Genomic DNA, 19,964 nt, shown 5'->3' with positions numbered 1-19,964 from the left:
TTATCCCCACTTTCTCACTTTTTTTAATATAACCTTTTCCCCCCCTTCTACTCCTTCAGCATCAATAGTTAATAACCCTTTAGTACCAAATGTTCCTGTTATTTTAACATATTTATCTTTTTCAGGTAAATAAACTAGTTCTCCAACTAGTTTTTCAGCTATCTGTTTTGAATGAGCTAATCCTTCAACAAAAAATTTATCTTTTTTCTTTATAATTCTCCCTTCCTTTACAATTAATCTCTTTAACTCAATATCATTAAACCCCATAACTTCTCCAAAACCTGCTATTCTTAAAACTGTTGCTGGTAAATCTAGTCTCATGATTAATACTTTATCTCCTTCCTCTAAAACAATAGGTTCCTCTAAAATAAATAAGCAATAACATTTGTCCCCTGCCTTTACATTATCTAAAACTACGGCTTCTTTTTTATCATTTACAATTTCATAATTAAAAGGAATTATCTTAGCAGGCACTGTTAATAAACCTGCATGAATATGCACTTTCATTTTAGGTTTTAAATTATACTTAAATAACTCTAATACTTTAATTTTTGCTATGAATTTTTCTGCTACTTTAAGCTTAGTATCTTTTGATGTCAATACACAGCCTCTATAAATACTTTCAGGCTCAACATTTAACAAAGCCACACCTACCCTATCCCCAGCTTTTGCCATTTCTACATCCTTTTTAAAACACTGAATACTTTTAACTTTAACATCATAATTTATTGGTAGAATAATAACATTATCTCCAACTTTTAATGTCCCCTTATGTATTGTGCCTGTAACTACTGTTCCAACACCTTTTATTTTAAAAGCATGATCAATAGGCATTTTTAAATAACTATTTGTATCTCTCTCAATTTTTATTTTTTTCAAAAGATTTTTTATCTCTTCCTTTAACTTATCTATTCCTTCACCAGTTTTAGCAGAGATTTTAACTATCTTAGAATTTTTTAAATTCTTTGTTGAATTTAGAATATTTCTCATTATTAGTTCAGTTTTTTTAATTTCTTCTTCTGAGGCTATATCTATTTTATTTATAGCTACAATAGTGGGGATATTTAAAAGGTCTAAAACTATTAAATGTTCTCCAGTTTGTGGCTTTGCAGATTCTTTAGCATCAACAACTAAGATAGCTAAATCAATAATGTTACTTGCTCCAATAGCAGTTCTTATTAGCTCTGCATGCCCTGGTGCATCTACTAGAGTAATGTTATAATCATCCAATGTAAATGATGAGAATCCAAGATCAACAGTTATTCCTCTTATCTTAGATTCTTTTGGTTTATCTAGTGCTGATGTTGAAGGAATTTCTGTTAGCTTTTTAGCTAACTCAGTCTTTCCATGATCTATGTGGCCAAATAGCCCAATATTAATGTTAATCATAAATCCTCTCCCTTTAAAGAATTTTCTTTACTTCATTATAAATATCTTTTAAAGGTTTATTATACTTTTTAGCTATTTTTTTCAAATCTTCATATTCTGGTTTCTTTGAAATAATACACCCATCTATATCAGAAACTTTTACTTTCACCTTTTCTCCCATATAGTTTATCTCTTTAACTTCCCTATTGGCTTTAATTCTTTTTATATCAATAATCCTAACCCCCAATGTTCCAGTTTCTTTCATTAATCTTTTAGCAGTTTCAATAGCTTTATCTCTATCTACAATTACTCTAATTAAATACCCTGGCCTATTTTTTTTCATATAACATGGGATAATGTGAAGATCTCTAACATCTAATATATCATACAAATATCCTAAAATCTCTCCAGAAACATCATCAACATTTGTTTCTAATAATATAACCTCTTCTCTATCTTTTAGCTTAAAAACTCTTAAAGTGTTTAACAGTTCATACTCTCTATCTCCAGCTCCATAAGAGACCTTTGTATAAGTAAAACTACCTTTTAATAGTGTTGGATTAATATATCTTAATATAGCGGCTCCTGTAGGTGTAGTTAACTCCCCCTCACCATAATAGAACACTTCAAATCCTTTTAAAATCTCAGATGTTGCTGGAGCAGGAATTGGGTATAGACCATGAGTAATTTTTACAAAACCCTTACCTAAGTTTATTGGAAGATAGTAACAATTGTTTTTTAAATTTAACTTCTCTATTATATACCCTGCTCCTAAAGCATCTATAACTGTGTCTATTTCAGATATCTCATGAAAATGGACTTCATCTAAATCTATCCCATGAATTTTAGCTTCAGCTTTAGCCAATATATTTATAATAGAGATAGCATGATTTTTAATTCTATTATCTATATTTGCTGATAATATTATTTCTTTCATCTCATTGTAAGAAAGATTTTTATCTTTTTTTGATATAATCAATTTATTAGCTATAATACCATTCTTCTTGACTTTTTTAATATCTATTTTAGCATTTATAACTTTATTTATAATTTTTATTAGCTCATTTTTATCTATAAACTCTGAAAAAGCGGCGATAAACATATCCCCACTAATCCCAGAAAAAGGATCTATTAGGAACATAATTATACACTCTGAAAATTTTAAAATAATAATAAAAAACTAAAGTTATTTAATATTTTCTATTTGAATTATGAATATAAAAAAGAGATAAATTATTCTTTTAAAGCAGGAATAACTTGTTTTCCAATTAATTTAATAGCTTTCTCTTTATCAGGCCCTATTGGAGAACCAGCAACTATCTGTGTTACACCCATTTTAACTAACTCTTTACATTTATCAACAACTTCATCAGGAGTTCCATAAATTGAGAAAGCTTCTAACATGTTGTCATCAACTAATCCAAATGCTTCTGGGAAGTTTCCTTTCTTTAAAGCTTCTCTTATTTTATTAACTTTCTCCTTATCAATACCATGTCTATCTAAAACAACTTCTGGAGATCCTGCAGCTATAAATGCTACAACTGGAACAGCAGCCTGTTTAGCTTTTTCAGATTTTTTATCAACTGACATGCATGCATATGCTGCAACATCAACGTCCTCTAATTTCCTTCCTGCAGCTTCAGCTCCCTTCTTTATTAATGGGATAGCTGCTTCAAAGTCTTTTGGATTTGATGCATTAATTAACACTCCATCAGCAATAGCTCCAGCAGTTTCTAACATTTTTGGTCCTTGAGCACCAATGTATATTGGGACATTTTTCTTAATAGGTTTTACATTTAAAGCAGCTCCAGCTAATTTAACAACTTTTCCTTCAAAACTAACTCTCTCTCCAGCTAATAATTTTCTTATAACTTCAACAGTTTCTTTTAATGTAGTAACTGGTTTTATCCACTCTATCCCTAAACTATCAAATGTAGCTTTATCTCCAGGACCAATTCCTAAAACAGCTCTACCTCCTGAAATCTCATCTAAGGTAGCTATAGCTGAAGCTGTTATAGCAGGATTTCTAACATATGGGTTTGTTACCCCAGGCCCCAAATTAATTTTATTTGTATTCATGGCTATTGCTGTTAAAGTCATGTAAACATTTCTATTATTATAGTGATCTGTTATCCAACAGAATTCAAAACCATTATCTTCAGCTAACTTGACATAATAACACAACTTTTGTATAGGTTCATTAGGGACAAACTCTATTCCAAATTTCATACTTATCACCTAATTTAGTTTTAATATATATTATTTATATTATCAAGGTGTATCATTAAACTTTCTATTTTTTCCAAATAGAAAAATATTTATAGCTCTAAAAATTTTTAATATATATATTAAAAAATCTAATAATATAGTATAATAAAAAATGTGGGAGGTTTGCTGTATCGTGCTCATCTTCATCGAGCTAAGCTCTCTCACACGACTCGCCCAAACCTCCCTGTCCCTCTAATATCGAACCCTATATCATAGCTACCATACGGCAGCTCAATAGGGCTCGGCCATTAGAGGGTTATAGTTATTTTACTTTTCAGCATAATATATTTTTCTCTCTCTTTCAGTTTCATCCATATCTATAACTTTTCCTTCTTCATACTCTCTATCTATTATTAATTCAACACATCCAGTCCCAACATATATTGGTTTTCCTACAATAACATTTTCTATAACACCTTTTAACCTATCAACTTCTCCCTTTTCAGCTGCAGAATAAAGGTGCTTTACAGTTTCTTCAAATGCCGCTCTTGCCAATACAGATCCTTTCTCTCCAGCTACTCCATGCCTACCTATTGGTTTAACTTCTCCATCAGCTGTCATTATATCTGCTACTAACATAAGGTGTCTTATATCCACTTCTAACCCTTGTTCTTCTAATGTTTTTTTCATTTCTTCAATTATAGCATTTCTTGCAGCCTCTATACCTAAAACTTCTTGAATTTCTAAAATATTATTTGTTGTAGTTCTCCTTTTATCTACTCCCTCTATTTTTAAAACTTCTCTCAAATTAGAACCTTGAGTATATAATACATACCCTTCATTATCCTCTTTCTTTACTAACACTCTTTTAATTCCTGAAATACCCTTTAATTGAATAGATTTAACTTTAGGCATTCTCTTTCTTAGTGATTTTACTGAAGGAGATTTTATTTTTAAATATAATGTGTAGCCATCAACATCTATTTTAACTTTTAATTTTTTTCTAATTATCTCAACAATTTCATCTACTGTTAATCCTCTATCTTCTAACATTTTTTCATTTAATTCAACTTTTATTGCCTGATTCCAAAGATCTATACTTATATTTTCAGAAACATTCTCTAATGTTAAGCTTTCAATTTCTTTTGCTATTCTTTCAGCCATCTCTTTATTATTATACTCTTTTTCCAAGTATATTTTCATTATTGGTGTGGAAGGTTCTTTTCTTGCATCTACAATTTCAATCATTCTTGGTAATCCCAATGTAACATTAAGCTCAGCCACTCCAGCATAGTGAAAAGTCCTCATAGTCATCTGTGTACCAGGCTCACCAATTGATTGAGCTGCAACAATCCCAACAGCTTCATATGGTTCAATTAAAGCTTTTTTATAGCTTTCTACAACTTCATTTATAATCTCTTCTATCATATCATCAGTTAGATCATTATCTTTTGATAGTTTTTCAAATAACTCTTCTTTTAATGATTCTGGTAGATCTAAGCTATATATCTTACTTTTTAATGTTTCAATGTCCATAATAATCCCCAAAAAATTATTTTTGATATTTCATCTTAATTTTGTCAATTATTCTATCAATATTAACTGCTTTACCCCTATCAGCTAGCATTGGATCTACTCCATCTTCACCATACTTAAACTGAATTATTATCCCCCTTGAATCCCTAACTGATTTATCAATCTCACTTTTTAAATCTTGTAATGCATTAATCAGCCTTCTCTGCATGTATCCAGATTGAGCTGTTCTAACAGCCTGATCAACTAATCCCTCTCTTCCTCCCATAGCGTGGAAGAAGAACTCTGTTGGGGATAATCCTTTTTTATAACTGCTCCTGACAAACCCATGAGCTCTAGCAGAGAGATCATTCTTTTCAAAGTGTGGTAGAACTCTACCCCTATACCCTCTAAATATTCTTTGTCCTCTAACTGACTGCTGACCTACACATGCTGCCATCTGTGTTATATTTAATATATTCCCTCTCGCCCCTGTTCTCGCCATAATCACAGCATGGTTATCCATACCTAAATATCTTTCAGCAATTTCTCCAGCTTTATCTCTAGCATCTCTTAAAACATTATTAATATGAGTTTCTCTAGATTCTTCTAAATCTTTTCCTGGTAAAAGTTCAAGCTCTCCTTTTTTGTATTTTTCTATAATTTCTTCAACTTTTTTCTCAGCTTCATTTAACACTTCTTCTATCTCTTCTAAAGCCTCTTTTGGAATATCTATATCATCAATTCCTGTTGTAAATCCTTTAAGCATTAGTGTTCTTATAACCATTTTAGTTACAGAATCTAAAAACTTTCTTCCAGCTTCATGCCCATACTCTTTTACAATTGTATGTAACAATATTCCTGCTTCAGCCCCATAGGCATTCTTATCAATAACTCCTTTAATTAGTTCTCCATCTTTTATTACAACATATGCATCATATTCACAATCTTCTTTTTTACATTCTTTACATTTTCTACATATTCTGGCTTTAAATCTTAAATTAAGACCTTTTGGAAGAGCTTTACTAAATATTTTCTTACCTGAGTATAATGGAACTCCATTTTCTATTTTATCAGGTTCCCAAAGTTCATCTTTTATTCCACCACTTCTTAAAATTAAAGTAGCTTCATCTTTTGTAAAGTATCTTGATGTTAATATATATGCTCCTGAAATGTAATCATGAATAGCCCCTATTATAGGCCCTCCATATCTTGGAGATAAGATATGCTTTTCCACTAACATCAAAGCTTCAGCTTCAGCTTTAGCTTCCTCTGTTTGAGGAACATGTAAATTCATTTCATCTCCATCAAAATCTGCATTATATGGAGGACAAACACAGAGATTATGTCTAAATGTTCTATATGGTAAAACCCTAACTCTATGTCCCATTATTGACATCCTATGTAATGAAGGCTGTCTATTATATAAAACAATATCTCCATCCATTAAATGCCTTTCAACAATATCCCCTTCTTTTATATTTTCAACCCAAAAATCTTTGTTATTATCAGTTAATTTTATCTTATATTCATACTCCTTCCCATCTCTTCCAATCATCTTTCTTATTATATAATTAACCCCTGGGTGCTTATTAGGTCCATTTTTTATTAATTTTCTAATTTTCTCTATATTATATCTTGTAACCTTCTCTGGAACTGTAAGCTCTTTAGCAATTTCTATTGGAACTCCTACTTCATTTATACTTAAGCAAGGATCTGGAGATATAACTGTCCTAGCAGAGAAATTAACTCTTTTTCCTGCTAAATTGTATCTAAATCTTCCTTCTTTTCCTTTTAATCTTTGGGCTAATGTTTTTAATGGTCTTCCACTTCTATGTCTTGCTGGAGGGATGCCGGGAGCTTCATTATCAAAGTAAGTGTTTATATGATACTGCAAAAGATTCCAAAGATCTTCAATAATTAAATTTGGAGCCCCACCTTCTATGTTTTCTTCTAATCTATTGTTTATTCTAACTATATCAACCAATTTATGTGTTAAATCATCCTCACTTCTTTCCCCTGTTTCCAAAATAATAGATGGTCTCATTGTAACTGGTGGAACAGGAAGAACTGTGAGAACCATCCACTCTGGTCTTGTAGTTTCTGGGTTAATTCCAAGTAATATACAATCTTCATCAGGGATCTTCTCTAAGATCTCTCTAACATCTGCAGGAGTTAAAGGTTTTTCTTCATTGCCATCAATTCTATAATAACTTGTAGGTTTTTCATATTTTACATCATATTTTATTTCTCCACAGTATGGACAAACATTAGCTTTAGAAGCTTCTTTATAAACTTCCTCACAAATCTCCCATTTATTACCTCCTTCTTCTTCTAATTTTCTCATTTTTTCTAATATCTCTCTCCTCTTATTTTCAGTTATTGCTACCCTACCACAGTGTGGACATACAGATTTTAAGATTTTATAAATAGTTTTAGCAAATCCTATATGTATAACAGGCTTAGCTAGTTCAATATGCCCAAAATGTCCAGGACATTCTCCTATTCTACCCCCACATGTTTTACAAACTAAACCTGGATCAATAACCCCCAATCTTGGATCCATTAGCCCTCCTTCAATGGGATAACCATCTTCATCATATGTGTCAGGAGTAACTATTCTAGCAGCTGACATCTTCCTTATATAGTCTGGAGATAAAACTCCAAACATTATTTCTTTTAATTCTTTTGGTATCTCATATTTTTCCATAATTTCACCATAAATTTATAATTCTTTAAAGTCCTCTAATTCTACTTTATCTCTAACTTTTATCTTTGGTTGTATACACATACTTTTAAGCTCATCCAATAGTAATTTAAAAGCATAAGGAATTCTAATAAATGGTATTTTCTTATTACTGTACAATAATTCAATTTCACCACATATTGGACAATATTTTATATTTCTTCTATAATCTAATATTGCAAAATCTCCACAATTTGAACAAACACATACATCATATGGATCAGACTCATCCATTAATCTCTCTTTTAATAGCATAGCTGCTCCATGTCCAATAAGAACATCTCTTTCCATCTCTCCAAATCTTAAACCTCCTTCTCTTGCTCTACCTTCAGTAGGCTGTCTTGTTAAGACTTGTATAGGCCCTCTACTTCTAGCATGTATCTTTCCAGCAACAAGATGGTGGAGTTTTTGGTAATAGATAACTCCAATATATATCTCTACCTCATACTTTTTCCCTGTTCTTCCATCATACATTACTTCTTTTCCACTTCTTTTAAACCCTAATTTCTCTAAGGCCTCTCTTAAGTCCATTTCTTCTTCTCCACTAAATATGGTTCCATCTATTATCCTTCCTTCTAATGCTCCAACTTTTCCTCCTAACATCTCAAGTAGCTGCCCAACAGTCATTCTTGAAGGAATTCCATGAGGATTTATAATAATATCCGGAACTATTCCACTCTCAGTAAATGGCATGTCTTCTTGTTGAACTGTTAATCCTATAACTCCTTTTTGTCCATGTCTTGAAGCAAATTTATCTCCTAATTCAGGAATTCTCAAATCTCTAACTTTAACTTTAACTAATCTATTTCCTTCTTTAGTTTCAGTTAAAATAACTTTATCTACATAACCTTGCTCTCCATGTCTGACAACAACAGAAGAATCTCTTCTCTGTGGTTTAGTTTGTATAGTTATCTCATGCTCTTCTAAGAATCTTGGTGGAGATGTTTTTCCTATTATAACTTCCCCACCTTTAACAAATGTTTCTACTGAAACAATTCCATCTTCATCTAATTTCTTATAATCTTCTTCTGATCTATAACCTCTAACACCTTTATCAGGGATTTCAAATCTATCCATTTGTCCTCCAGGATATCTTCTTTCACATGCATCATAGGTTCTAAAGAAAGTACTTCTTGCTAATCCTCTATCTATGGCTGATTTATTAAATATAATAGCATCTTCCATGTTGAATCCTTCATAACTCATAATAGCTACAACAAAATTCTGTCCTGCAGGTCTTTTTTCAAATCCTAATATTTCTTGATGTTTTGTCCTCACTATTGGTGTTTGTGGGTAGTGAAGATAATGACCTCTTGTATCTAATCTCCATTTTATATTTGACATAGGAATTCCTAAGGACTGCTTCCCCATAGCAGCTGCCATTGTAATTCTAGGGGCGGAATTATGCTCAGGATATGGAGCTATCCCTGCCCCTATTCCTAATATTGTTAAGGGGTCAATTTCTAAATGTGTATGTTTCTCTGTTAATTCTTCTTCTGATAATGCTATGTATGCATTTTCTTCTTCTTCAGCATCTAAATATTCTATAACTCCTTCTTTAACTAAATCATCAAAAGTAATTTCTCCTTTTTTTAATTTTTCTATATGTTCCTTTGTCAATTTTGGTTTTCCATTTTCTACAACTATTAATGGTCTGACCATTCTACCTGCATCAGTATTTATATGCACATCATTACTATCTTCATAATAAACAACTGTAGTATAAGGAGAGATCTCCCCTCTCCTTCTTTTTTCTCTTATATAATTAACAAGTTCTTCTGGCCTATCAGTAGTGCCAACTAATTTACCATTAACATAAATATTTGCTTCTCTTCTCAAGATTTTCACCTTAATTCTCAATTTCCTTTATATTAAATGATTTTAGCAACTCTATAATTTTAGAATCATCTTCTTCTCTTGTTATTTTACACATTAAAGCAAAGTTTTTTACCAAACCACAATTTGGACCTTCTGGAGTTTCTGATGGACATACTTTACCCCAATGTGTTCCATGTAATTCTCTAGCTTCAAAGTGTGGCTGTGATCTTGAAAGTGGAGAAACAATTCTTCTAAGTTGTGAGTATGTAGCAAGATAACTAGTTCTATCTAATAACTGACTAACTCCAGTTTTTCCAGTTACCCAAGTACCTGTAGCCATAGCATGCTTAATTCTTTCAGTCAATACATCAGCTCTAACAGCAGCTTGGATTGATGGAGATTTGTTTCTTAAAGCCTGTCTTTCTAACTGATATTTTATATCCTTAACCAATTGCTGGAAAGCATATCTAAACAAATCTTCCATTAAATCTCCTGCCAATTTAGCCCTCTTAAATGCATAGTGATCTTTATCATCCTCTCCTCTATATCCAAAATAAAGTTCTAAACAGTTTCTAGTCATTATCCCTAAAAATTTTATTTTTTTCTTAAAATCTTCTTTATTAACTCCTAAGTGAGGTAAGAGATAGTTACATAAAACAGTTTCAGCCCTTTTTAATCTATAATCTCTTGCCTGTCCTGGAGCTACCCTTTTTCCTATATAATCTAAAGCTTCCTCCTGAGTATTTATATTATACTCCTCCCTAATTTCCTGTATGTTTAAAACAATTTCCATAAAAAATCTTTCATCATTAATAGCTTCCAATATCTCCTTATCAGTCTCTGCTCCTAAAGCCTTCATCAGTATAACTAATGGAATTTGTCCTGGAAAGCTTGGGAATGTTACATACAATAAACCATTAGGATGTCTTTCAACAGTACATAAAGCTCTAAAGCCATGCCTTGTAGAGAAGACTTTTGCTACATCAACAATCTTTCCACTTCTTTCATCCTTTTCACAGATTATTCTATTTGGAATTAGATCTTCTTGAGTTATTAAAACCCTTTCAGTACCATTTATTATAAAATAGCCAAATGGATCTTCTGGATCCTCTCCAAGTTTTATTAACTCCTCTCTAGATTTTCCATATAAGAGACATATCTTAGAACCTAACATAACTGGTAATTCTCCAATATAAATTTCTTTAGTTTCTCCTTCTTTACCTCCTATAATAGGAGTCATTTCTAAATAAATAGGAACAGAATAAGTCAGATCTCTTATTCTAGCTTCCATAGGAGTTATTTCTCTTACTGACCCGTCAGCTTCCTTTATTATAGGTTTTCCTAATCTTATTTTACCTAATTTTACTTTATATCCTCCAGGAATCTCAGTATCTATTTCTCCAACCTCATCAACAATCTCTTGTAATCTTCTTTCTATAAAGTCATTATAAGACTCTATTTGGTGATCTATTAAACTATGTTCTTTAAAATAGGCATCTATTAAGGCTTTCATTATATAACACCTTTAAACTATTCTTTTAATAACTAATCTATATACAACAAAAGTTCCTGCTGTAGGACTTTTTCTTGTAATCTTAATAACATCCCCTTCTTTGGCCCCAATCTCTTGAATTACAGGATCATCTTCATAGATCTTTGGTAGTTGTTGAAGTTTTATATTATACATTTTCAAAATCTTCTCTACTTCTTCTTTAGGAACTATTTCATGTTTTGGGACTAAAATATGGTCGGTTACTTTCAAGTTTATCCCCAACAAATTTGGTTAATTATATATACCCCAAACATTATAATTATTAAAATATGAACAAAAATAACCATTGTAGAGCATCACATATAATATTAGTTTCTATTATTTATTTTTTTCTTTTATTAATTAATTTAAATATTTAAAATAAATCTTTTTATTTCATCAATATGCATTCTTCTCTTTAGAAATTCTTTTGGAATTAAAAATAAAAACTTTGGATTGTCTGGAGAACCTTTTAATCCAAGAATAACTGCTTCTACATCTTCAGGATAATTTAGGGTAATAATCTCATTAACTGGATAAGAGCTTTTATAAATAGGGTATGCTTTATAGCCATTAATATAAACATATCTTTTATCAACCTTAGCTCCAATATTTTTTAAATAATTAATAAACATTTTTGTATCATCATCAACATTTTCTAAACTCTTTCTAAAGTTTATCTTTATTTCCCCATTATTAGAGTTATCAATTATTTTTATTTTCTTTCTTCTAAGTCTATAATATATATGTTTTAAAAAACCCTTAAATTTATATTTAAAGAAAATATAACCTAAAATTAAAATAAACAGAAAAATAATAATGGGTAAGGCTAAAAGGAAAAGAATCAATAAAAATAATATTATAATTATAAATAAGATAATAGCTTTATTGCCAGAAATCTTATAAACTTTCATCATCCAAATCCCTCAAAGCTTTTTTAATTATATCTCTATACTCTTCTTTATTAGGCTCCACTAATATTCTCTTTGAAGGGTATGTTATTGAAGCTCTAAAACCGTGTTCTTTAGCTATTTTAGTAGCTAATTTATTGTATTTATATAACTTATTAAAGATTTCTTCATTATTTTCTAATATTATATTTCCATCAACATACTGCAAACAACATCCTTCTCTCCAAAATCCTTTCTTATCCCCAACTTCATAAGCTCTCTCAATATTTAAATTATAGTAATTTAAAAGCCTTAATATATCTTTGTAAGCTAACCTTATTAAAGGTCTAAAGAAAAATAACCCATATCTTCCAGGCACTTTTGTTAATTCCATTTTATTAAACTTTACTTCTCCATATTTTTCTCTTAAATAATTCATCACAGCTCCAACTATTTTATCTAAAGAAGAATCTCCAGTCATTATAATTTTTATTCCATGTTCTTTAGCAAAATCTACAGTTTTACATTTCATTATATTTTTGCAAATCCTACAAATACTTGATCCTTTGGCTCTTTTTGTTCTTTTTAATAAATCATTTGTTATATCTATATATACAACAGGTATGTTGTAAATTTTGCCAATCTTTTCAACCATTTTTCTTGAAACATCCCAACTCCACCTATGATAGAAGTGTAGTATATAAGATATATTAAGATTTAAATCTTTAGCCAAAGCTACAGATAGAGAGCTATCTTTCCCTCCACTAACCATAGCTATAATCTCTTCATCTAATAAATTGTTTTCTTTAAATTGCTCTAAAATATCTTTTTTTAATTCATCTAAACTATTTAATTTTCTTTTTTCCTGTGTCCATCTTGAGAATATCATAATTATCATCTACAAAATTACCTACATAAAAAAATATTTAATAGATTTTAAGGTTATTATAGATTAGACATTAAAAATTTTTGGGGTGATTTATATGTTTAAAAATTTATCTATAAAATTTAAACTGTTAGGTATTGTTTCTATCTTGGTTATGTGTATTATATTTGGTGCAGCTTATACAACTATATTATTAAAAGATATGGAGCATGATGCAAATATTATTAATATTGCAGGAAAACAGAGAATGTTAATTCAAAAAATGTCTAAAGAAGCTTTTATGATAGCTTTAGGTAATTTAGAAATGAAAAAAGAGTTAATAAAAACAGCACAAGAGTTTGATAAGAATTTAAATGATTTAATTAATGGTAATGAAGAGAGAGGAATTACTCCTGCTCCTCCTATTGTTAAAGCACAACTTTTAAAAGTAAAGTCTATGTGGAGTGAGTTTTATAAAAATATATTGATAATTTATGAAAAGGATCCTTCAGATCCTGAAGTTAAAAAGGCTTTAGAATATATTAAGAACCACAATATGGAATTGTTATCAGAAATGCATAAAGCAGTGTTATTATATACAGAGTATAGTCATGAAAAAGTTAAAGAATTAAATTTAATGTTAGAAACAATGATTATTTTATCAATAATTATTTCAGTGTTAGCATTTTATGTTGTAAAGAACCATATTATAAAACCTTTGGAAGAGTTGAATAGGGTAGTTTTAGAGATAGCTAAAGGTAACTATAATATTAAACCAAAAATAAAATTCAGAAATGATGAAATTGGAGTTATATTCAATAAAATTAAAGAAATAATTAATAACTTAAAAGCTGAAGCAGAAAAAGAGATGAAAGAAAAACAGATGTTTGATAATGCTATAAGATATATGTCAGAGATATTAGATAAAGTAAAAGAAGGTAATTTAAATGTAAAAATAAAAGCAAAATGGGAAGATGAGAGATTAAATAAATTAGCTAACTTAATTAACTCTGTAATTGAAAGTTTAAGTGAAGCCATAAAAGAATTAGCAAATGAGGTTAGATTGTTGAATGAAGAGATTGAAAAATTAAAAGATATAGGTGAAAGAGCTAAAGAAACATCAGAACAGATAGCCGATGCAGCTAACCAAGTAGCTGTTGCAGCGACAGATCAATCTAATAAGTTGCAAGATTTAACTCAGGAGGTTGAAGATACAGCTAAGATGGCTGAAGATACACTTAAAGCTGCTGAGGAAGGAGTAGAAGCGATGGCTGTAGTTGATGAGAAAGCTAATGAAGGGGTTAAGAACGTTGAAAATGCTATTGAGGCTATGCAGAGAATAGCGAATATTATTGATGAGCTTGGAAAGGCTTTAGAGGAGCTTGGTAAGAAGAGTGAGAAGATAAATGAAATAACAGCTTTAATTAAAGATATCGCTGAACAAACAGGATTATTAGCATTAAACGCATCTATTGAAGCTGCAAGGGCTGGAGAGGCAGGAAGAGGTTTCGCAGTTGTCGCTAGTGAGATAAAAGGATTAGCTGAAGAGATAGGAAAGTCTGTTGATGATATAAATAAAACTGTAGAAGAGATAAGATCAGCTATCGAGAAAACTATTGATCTTGGTTTAACTGGAAAAGAGGCTGTTGATAGAGGAGTTATTGTTATAGATGAAGTTAATAATGCATTCTTAAAGATAAAAGAGGCTATCGATAAAGCTAATGAAACTATAGTTAGAATTCAAGAGAGTGCTAAGACTTCAAAAGAGAACGTTGAAACAGCTTTAAGGCATATTCAAGACATCGCTTCTATATCAGAAGAGTTTGCTGCAACTGCTGAAGAGTTAACAGCTTCAACTGAGGAGTTAAATGGAATAATCAATGAGGTCTATGTAAGTATTGAAAAATTCTCCAAAATTACTGAAACTGTTAATGAATACGTTAATAAGTTTAAAATTTAAAAATTTTAAGGGGAGATTATGTTGAAGAAATTAAGAGAATATGATTATAGAATACTTATAATAGTCCTCTTATTTGGATTATTAATTTATTTTTTATCAAAAATAAATGATCTGTTAGCAATATTGTCAGTATTTATTTTTTCATTTGTTTCATTACTATGTATAAGATTATTTTTATTGAGAGATGCTGAAAAAATTGTTAAGTTAATTGATATATTTGAAAAAGAGAGGAAGATTATTGATATAAAAGTAAGGAATAAAACATGTTTAATATTACATAAAAGAGTTGTGGAGTTATTAAATAATATAATTAAAAAAGAAGAAGCCTTAAAAGAAGAAAGGCAAGAGATTTCTAAAACAGTAAAAGAGTTATTATATGCTATAAAAAAGTTAGAAGAAGGAGATTTTTCAGTAAGATTAGATGAAAACAGAAAAAGAAACTTGTTACAAAAAACATTTAATAGAGCTTTAGATAAACTAGCTGAAGTTCTTGAAAACATAAGAAAAGAAGTTCTTGAACTTAATCATCAAATTGTAATTTTAAAAGATGAAACAAAAAAAGCTAAAGATTCTATAGATCAAATTGTTGATGCTTCACAGCAAGTAGCTGAAGCAGCTACTTCTCAGTCAAGTAAGCTTCAAGAAGTGGCAAGTGATGTTGAAGAAACAGATAAATTAGCCATAAAAACAGAAAACTTATCAAAAGAAGGTGTAGAGATAGCAATAAGAGCAAGTGAAAAAGCAGATGAAGGTATGGTTAAAGTAGAAAATGCTGTAAATTCTATGAAAAAGATATCAGATGTTATTGATGATTTAAGTAAATCAATTGAAGAACTTGGAGAAAAATCTAAGAAAATTACTGAAATTACAACATTAATTAAAGATATTGCCAAGCAAACAGGATTATTAGCATTAAACGCATCTATTGAAGCTGCAAGAGCTGGAGAGGCAGGAAGAGGCTTTACTGTTGTCGCTAGTGAGATAAAAGGATTAGCTGAAGAGATAGGAAAGTCTGTTGATGATGTTAATAAAACTATTGAAGAGATATTTGAACAAATAGAGAAAACTGTAAATTTAAGTAATATAGGTAAAAAAGAAGTAGACAGTGGAGTTAATGTTGTAAATGAGGTTAATGATAAATTCTTAGAAATAAAAAATACAATAGATGAAACTAAAGAAAAAATAGAAGAAATCAAAGAATCAGCAGGAAAAACTATAAGAAATATGGAAAAAGCTTTAAAAGAAGTGCAGGAGGTTGCATCAATATCAGAAGAGTTTGCTGCAACTGCTGAAGAGTTATCAGCTAATGCAGAGGAAGAGAAAAAAGCTCTTAAAGAAATAGAGGAAGTTATAATAAAATTAGAAAATGTTTCAAGATCTGTTAGAGACAATTTAATGAGAATAAAAACAACAAGAAATATATCTGTGGATGAGGCTAAAGAGCTTATTAATAATAAAGATTATCTATTCATATATGTGGTTCCCAGAGATAAGTATTTAGGGAAAATTCCAAACTCTATTTATATCCCAATAAATGAATTAAAGAATAATTTAGATAAAATTCCAAAAGATAAAAAAATAGTTGTTTATTGTAACATGGGATTCACTAGTCCTTCAGCTTATTGGTTATTAAAGAAGGAAGGATATGATGTTTATAATATGGAAGGAGGAATAAAAGCTTGGAAAGAGAAAGGATATCCTATAGAAAGTTAAATAATAATAGTTTCCCCACCTTTTCTAACTTCAACATCACCTGTTTTTAAGTAAAATCTAACAATTCTACTTCTATTTCCTCCTGTATCTTCACCTACTAATGGAATGTTATATTGTTTTAACAGCCTTTTTGCAGTTTCTACATTTTTTTCTCCAACATTTATAGAATTTTTTGATGTTTTAAACATATTAGCTCCACCAGCAAGCTTAGCTATTAGCTTATTAGTTCTAGCCCCATTAACAGCTAGTTTTGTAATTAATGCGGGGATTGCCGTATTTACATATTTTCCAGGATCAGTAACTTTTTCATTTTTAGCTTCAGGTAAAACAGAATGTGCCATTCCTCCAATCTTTTTACCTTTATCATATAGCATAATAGCTACACATGAACCCAAAAGTGTTTCTAATACTTCAGGAGACCTCGCCACTTCCAACCCCCCTATCCTAACCCTTATAACCATATAAATCCCCTAAAAAAGAAAATATTATGCATTGCTTAAATCTAATATCAGAGCTACCCTACCATCTCCTAAAATAGTAGCTCCCGCAAGCCCAGGAATGTTTTTAAGCATGCCAGTAAGTGTTTTTACAACAATGTCTTCCCTACCTATAACATCATCAACCACTACCCCTAACTTCCCATTACTTCTTTCAATAACAACTATAACTAGCTCATCCCCTGGTGGATCAGGTAGGTGAGAGAATCCTAAGAAATCTTTTAACCATATCACAGGAATTATTTCATCTCTATATATAATAGCATTAGTTCCTTCAATATTTTTTACTTCAGATTTTTCAATTCTTGTAACATCTAAAACACTTGTTATAGGGATAGCATAAACTTGGTCAGAAAGTTTCATTAATAATGCTGTAATTATAGCCATTGTTAATGGTAATTTCAAAACAACTCTTGTCCCTTTCCCCTTTTCAGAATATACAACAACTGAACCTCCTAAAGATTCTATCTTTGTTTTAACAACATCCATCCCCACTCCTCTACCAGAAACCTCAGACACTTGCTCCTTAGTACTAAAACCAGGTAAGAAAATTAAATTAATAATCTCATGGTCTGACATCTTTTTTGCTTCTTCTTCAGTAATTAATCCTCTTTCAATAGCTTTCTTCTTAACTTTTTCTGGATCTATACCCCTACCATCATCTTCTACTATAATATTTACATGATCTCTTTCTCTAATAGCTGCTAATCTTAATCTACCTTTTCTTGGTTTTCCTAATTTTTCTCTCTCTTCAGGAGGTTCAATACCATGGTCTATTGCATTTCTAATTAAATGAACTAGAGGTTCTGCTAGTTCATCTAAAACTGTTCTATCTAACTCAATATCTGTTCCTTCCATTATCAATTCAACTTCTTTATTTAATGCTTTAGCAAGATCCCTAACCATCCTAGGAAATCTGTTAAAAACGTATGACACAGGAACCATTCTCATTGCCATGACTTCTTCTTGCAATTCATTAATTAACATACTCAGCCTATTAACAGCATTGTTTAATTCTTTTATCTGATATTTGTTTGCTATTTGAGCAAAATTAGCTCTTGTAATAACAAGTTCTCCAACCAAGTTCATTAACTTATCAAGCTTTTCAATGTTAATTCTAATTGTTTGTGTTGATTTCTTACTTTCTTTTTTTGCAGCTGCTTGTATTTGTTGTATTTGTTTTTCTTTAGCCTCTTCTTTTTTCTCCTCTTTAGTCTCTTCTTTTTCTTTTTTCTCTTCTTTAGCTTCTTCCTTTTTCTCCTCTACTTGCTCACCAGGTGGGATAACATTAACTTCTTTTATTTCTGGAATTCCCATTACAGTTTCTTTTATATCATCTACTTCAACACCTTCTTTAGGTTTGAAATATATAGTAAATCTTAATCCATTAAATTCCCCATTCTCTATACTCTCTAATGGAGGATTAGTTTTAACAACCTCTCCTAACTCTCTTAGCTCTTTTATTACCATATAAGCCCTAACAGCTCTTAAAAGACATTCTTCATCTAATATTACTTCAATCTTATAAGCATCTGGGACAGGTTCTTCCTCAACAATTTCTTCTTCTTTAGCTTCTATAACCTCCTCTTCAAATTCAATATCTACTGGGGATATAGCTATATATTCAATTTCAGGCATCTCTAATGATTTTTTTATTTCATCTACATCTTTTTCAGATAAAAACATTGCTTCTAATTCTTCAAAAGTTTTCTCTTTTAATTCAGCTTCTGTTGGTATTGATAATAAAAGTTCCCCAACACTTTTTAATCTTGTTAATAATATTGCCAATCTTGCTGATTTTAATTCACAAGCATCTTCTACTTTAGCCTTTAAATGATAGAGCTTGTATCCACTTTCTAATTTTTCTTTAATTAGACTAGCAAACTCACTAAGATCAAATTTTTCATGATCTAACTCAACTTCAATTTCTTCAACACTTTCTATTTCCTTAATTTCTTTTGTTTTAAAACTCTCCTCTATTTTATTTTTAAGTTCATCTAAATTGACTATTTCTTTTAAATCACTACCTTCTTCTAAACATTTAGCAACATCTTCTAAAACTTTTGTTATATAATTTAAGGTGTCATAAACCTTTTTTGTAATTTTTATCTCTTTAGATGAAACTTTATCAATATATTCTTTGATAGTGTCTAAAATAGATTTTAAATATTCATTGTTTAGTTTTTCATTAAGTGAATAAAAGATTTCTAATGGTTTTTTAATACCTTCTATTATTTCAGATATATCCTCAGAAATCTCCTCAAGCTCTATTTCCACTTGCTGTTTAACTACCTTCTTTACTTTAACCTTTGTCTTTGGAGATTTATATTTAATTTTAATAATTTTTTTTACTGGCTTTTTTTCCTCTTTAACTTCTTCCTTTTCCTCTTTAGTTTCTTCTTTTTCTTTTTTCTCTTCTTTAGCCTCTTCTTTCTTTTCTTCTTCAGTAGGAGGAGCTCCACCTAAATACTTATCTTTCATATTTTTAATTTTTTCAATAATTGCATTATAATCAATAGATGTTTCATATTCTCCTGATTTCACTTCTTCTAACATTGTTTCTAAAGCATCTAAACATTCAAAAAGTAAATCTACAATTTCAGAAGTTACAGGAATTCTACCATTTCTTATTTGATCTAATATATCCTCCATGTGGTGAGTAAGTTCAGATATATGAGTTAAACCTACAGTTCTAGCTCCTCCTTTTATAGTATGAGCTGATCTAAATATTTCATGAACTAAATTTAAATTGTCAGGATTTTTTTCTAATTCTAATAAACACTCATTTATTTTTTGAATATGCTCTTCAGCTTCTTCAACAAATACATCTAAATACTCTTCCATAATTTCTGCCAT

At 30.2% G+C, this 19,964-nt stretch carries 14 protein-coding genes; 2 read left to right on the top strand and 12 right to left on the bottom strand.

The window, feature by feature from the left end; genetic code table 11:
- The 10 genes from selB to METVI_RS0106115 all read right to left on the bottom strand — a co-directional run bounded on the left by selB (nt 1) and on the right by METVI_RS0106115 (nt 12,962).
- On the bottom strand, nt 1-1,389 hold the full coding sequence (gene selB / locus METVI_RS0106160) for a selenocysteine-specific translation elongation factor (protein WP_004594666.1): 1,389 nt from the start codon (nt 1,387-1,389) through the stop codon (nt 1-3).
- Nucleotides 1,390-1,402: 13 nt separating this feature from the next.
- Nucleotides 1,403-2,509, bottom strand: a complete 1,107-nt coding sequence (gene larC / locus METVI_RS0106155; protein WP_017981125.1) for a nickel pincer cofactor biosynthesis protein LarC — start codon at nt 2,507-2,509, stop codon at nt 1,403-1,405.
- 92 nt (nt 2,510-2,601) lie between these two features.
- On the bottom strand, nt 2,602-3,597 hold the full coding sequence (mer, locus tag METVI_RS0106150) for a 5,10-methylenetetrahydromethanopterin reductase (RefSeq protein ID WP_004594848.1): 996 nt from the start codon (nt 3,595-3,597) through the stop codon (nt 2,602-2,604).
- A gap of 306 nt (nt 3,598-3,903) precedes the next feature.
- A complete protein-coding gene (rpoA2, locus tag METVI_RS0106145) occupies nt 3,904-5,112 on the bottom strand; it encodes a DNA-directed RNA polymerase subunit A'' (RefSeq protein ID WP_004592240.1) in 1,209 nt (402 codons plus the stop codon).
- A 16-nt stretch (nt 5,113-5,128) separates the two neighbouring features.
- Nucleotides 5,129-7,798 carry a DNA-directed RNA polymerase subunit A' gene (locus METVI_RS0106140; RefSeq protein ID WP_004592241.1) on the bottom strand — a complete coding sequence of 890 codons (2,670 nt, stop codon included), beginning with the start codon at nt 7,796-7,798 and terminating at the stop codon, nt 5,129-5,131.
- 15 nt (nt 7,799-7,813) lie between these two features.
- Nucleotides 7,814-9,673, bottom strand: coding sequence for a DNA-directed RNA polymerase subunit B (gene rpoB, locus METVI_RS0106135; protein WP_004592242.1), 1,860 nt, complete (start codon nt 9,671-9,673; stop codon nt 7,814-7,816).
- A 10-nt stretch (nt 9,674-9,683) separates the two neighbouring features.
- Entirely contained in the window at nt 9,684-11,165 is a 1,482-nt protein-coding gene (locus METVI_RS0106130) for a DNA-directed RNA polymerase subunit B'' (RefSeq protein WP_004592243.1), read from the bottom strand.
- Between the two features lie 12 nt (nt 11,166-11,177).
- Nucleotides 11,178-11,414, bottom strand: coding sequence for a DNA-directed RNA polymerase subunit H (locus tag METVI_RS0106125; protein ID WP_004592244.1), 237 nt, complete (start codon nt 11,412-11,414; stop codon nt 11,178-11,180).
- A 137-nt stretch (nt 11,415-11,551) separates the two neighbouring features.
- Nucleotides 11,552-12,100, bottom strand: coding sequence for a hypothetical protein (locus METVI_RS0106120; protein WP_004592245.1), 549 nt, complete (start codon nt 12,098-12,100; stop codon nt 11,552-11,554).
- The gene (locus METVI_RS0106115) at nt 12,084-12,962 is read right to left on the bottom strand and encodes an adenine nucleotide alpha hydrolase family protein (protein WP_004592246.1); all 879 of its coding nucleotides are present in this window, start codon (nt 12,960-12,962) and stop codon (nt 12,084-12,086) included. Before METVI_RS0106115 ends, METVI_RS0106120 begins: the two co-directional genes overlap by 17 nt.
- A gap of 94 nt (nt 12,963-13,056) precedes the next feature.
- Between METVI_RS0106115 and METVI_RS0106110 the strand changes: the two genes are divergently transcribed.
- Complete coding sequence (locus METVI_RS0106110; protein WP_017981124.1) at nt 13,057-14,898, top strand: methyl-accepting chemotaxis protein; 1,842 nt, start codon at nt 13,057-13,059, stop codon at nt 14,896-14,898.
- A gap of 18 nt (nt 14,899-14,916) precedes the next feature.
- Nucleotides 14,917-16,611, top strand: coding sequence for a methyl-accepting chemotaxis protein (locus tag METVI_RS0106105; protein ID WP_017981123.1), 1,695 nt, complete (start codon nt 14,917-14,919; stop codon nt 16,609-16,611).
- Here the strand turns inward: METVI_RS0106105 and METVI_RS0106100 are convergent.
- Nucleotides 16,608-17,072 (bottom strand): chemotaxis protein CheD, encoded by a 465-nt coding sequence (locus tag METVI_RS0106100; RefSeq protein WP_004594962.1) that lies wholly within the window; start codon nt 17,070-17,072, stop codon nt 16,608-16,610. The genes METVI_RS0106105 and METVI_RS0106100 overlap by 4 nt on opposite strands.
- 24 nt (nt 17,073-17,096) lie before the next feature.
- Nucleotides 17,097-19,964, bottom strand: a complete 2,868-nt coding sequence (locus tag METVI_RS0106095; RefSeq protein ID WP_004594966.1) for a chemotaxis protein CheW — start codon at nt 19,962-19,964, stop codon at nt 17,097-17,099.

The sequence above is a fragment of the Methanocaldococcus villosus KIN24-T80 genome (assembly GCF_000371805.1).
GTDB classification, from domain to species: domain Archaea; phylum AGJL01; class Methanococci; order Methanococcales; family Methanocaldococcaceae; genus Methanocaldococcus; species Methanocaldococcus villosus.
This window is presented reverse-complemented; position numbering and strand designations above follow the sequence as displayed.

What these genes read in the sequence shown, in the direction of transcription:
- selB (WP_004594666.1), bottom strand. Translation starts at nt 1,389, where the DNA reads ATGATTAACATTAATATTGGGCTATTTGGCCACATAGATCATGGAAAG.
- larC (WP_017981125.1), bottom strand. Translation starts at nt 2,509, where the DNA reads ATGTTCCTAATAGATCCTTTTTCTGGGATTAGTGGGGATATGTTTATC.
- mer (WP_004594848.1), bottom strand. Translation starts at nt 3,597, where the DNA reads ATGAAATTTGGAATAGAGTTTGTCCCTAATGAACCTATACAAAAGTTG.
- rpoA2 (WP_004592240.1), bottom strand. Translation starts at nt 5,112, where the DNA reads ATGGACATTGAAACATTAAAAAGTAAGATATATAGCTTAGATCTACCA.
- METVI_RS0106140 (WP_004592241.1), bottom strand. Translation starts at nt 7,798, where the DNA reads ATGGAAAAATATGAGATACCAAAAGAATTAAAAGAAATAATGTTTGGA.
- METVI_RS0106130 (WP_004592243.1), bottom strand. Translation starts at nt 11,165, where the DNA reads ATGAAAGCCTTAATAGATGCCTATTTTAAAGAACATAGTTTAATAGAT.
- METVI_RS0106120 (WP_004592245.1), bottom strand. Translation starts at nt 12,100, where the DNA reads ATGATGAAAGTTTATAAGATTTCTGGCAATAAAGCTATTATCTTATTT.
- METVI_RS0106115 (WP_004592246.1), bottom strand. Translation starts at nt 12,962, where the DNA reads ATGATATTCTCAAGATGGACACAGGAAAAAAGAAAATTAAATAGTTTA.
- METVI_RS0106110 (WP_017981124.1), top strand. Translation starts at nt 13,057, where the DNA reads ATGTTTAAAAATTTATCTATAAAATTTAAACTGTTAGGTATTGTTTCT.
- METVI_RS0106105 (WP_017981123.1), top strand. Translation starts at nt 14,917, where the DNA reads ATGTTGAAGAAATTAAGAGAATATGATTATAGAATACTTATAATAGTC.
- METVI_RS0106100 (WP_004594962.1), bottom strand. Translation starts at nt 17,072, where the DNA reads ATGGTTATAAGGGTTAGGATAGGGGGGTTGGAAGTGGCGAGGTCTCCT.
- METVI_RS0106095 (WP_004594966.1), bottom strand. Translation starts at nt 19,964, where the DNA reads ATGGCAGAAATTATGGAAGAGTATTTAGATGTATTTGTTGAAGAAGCT.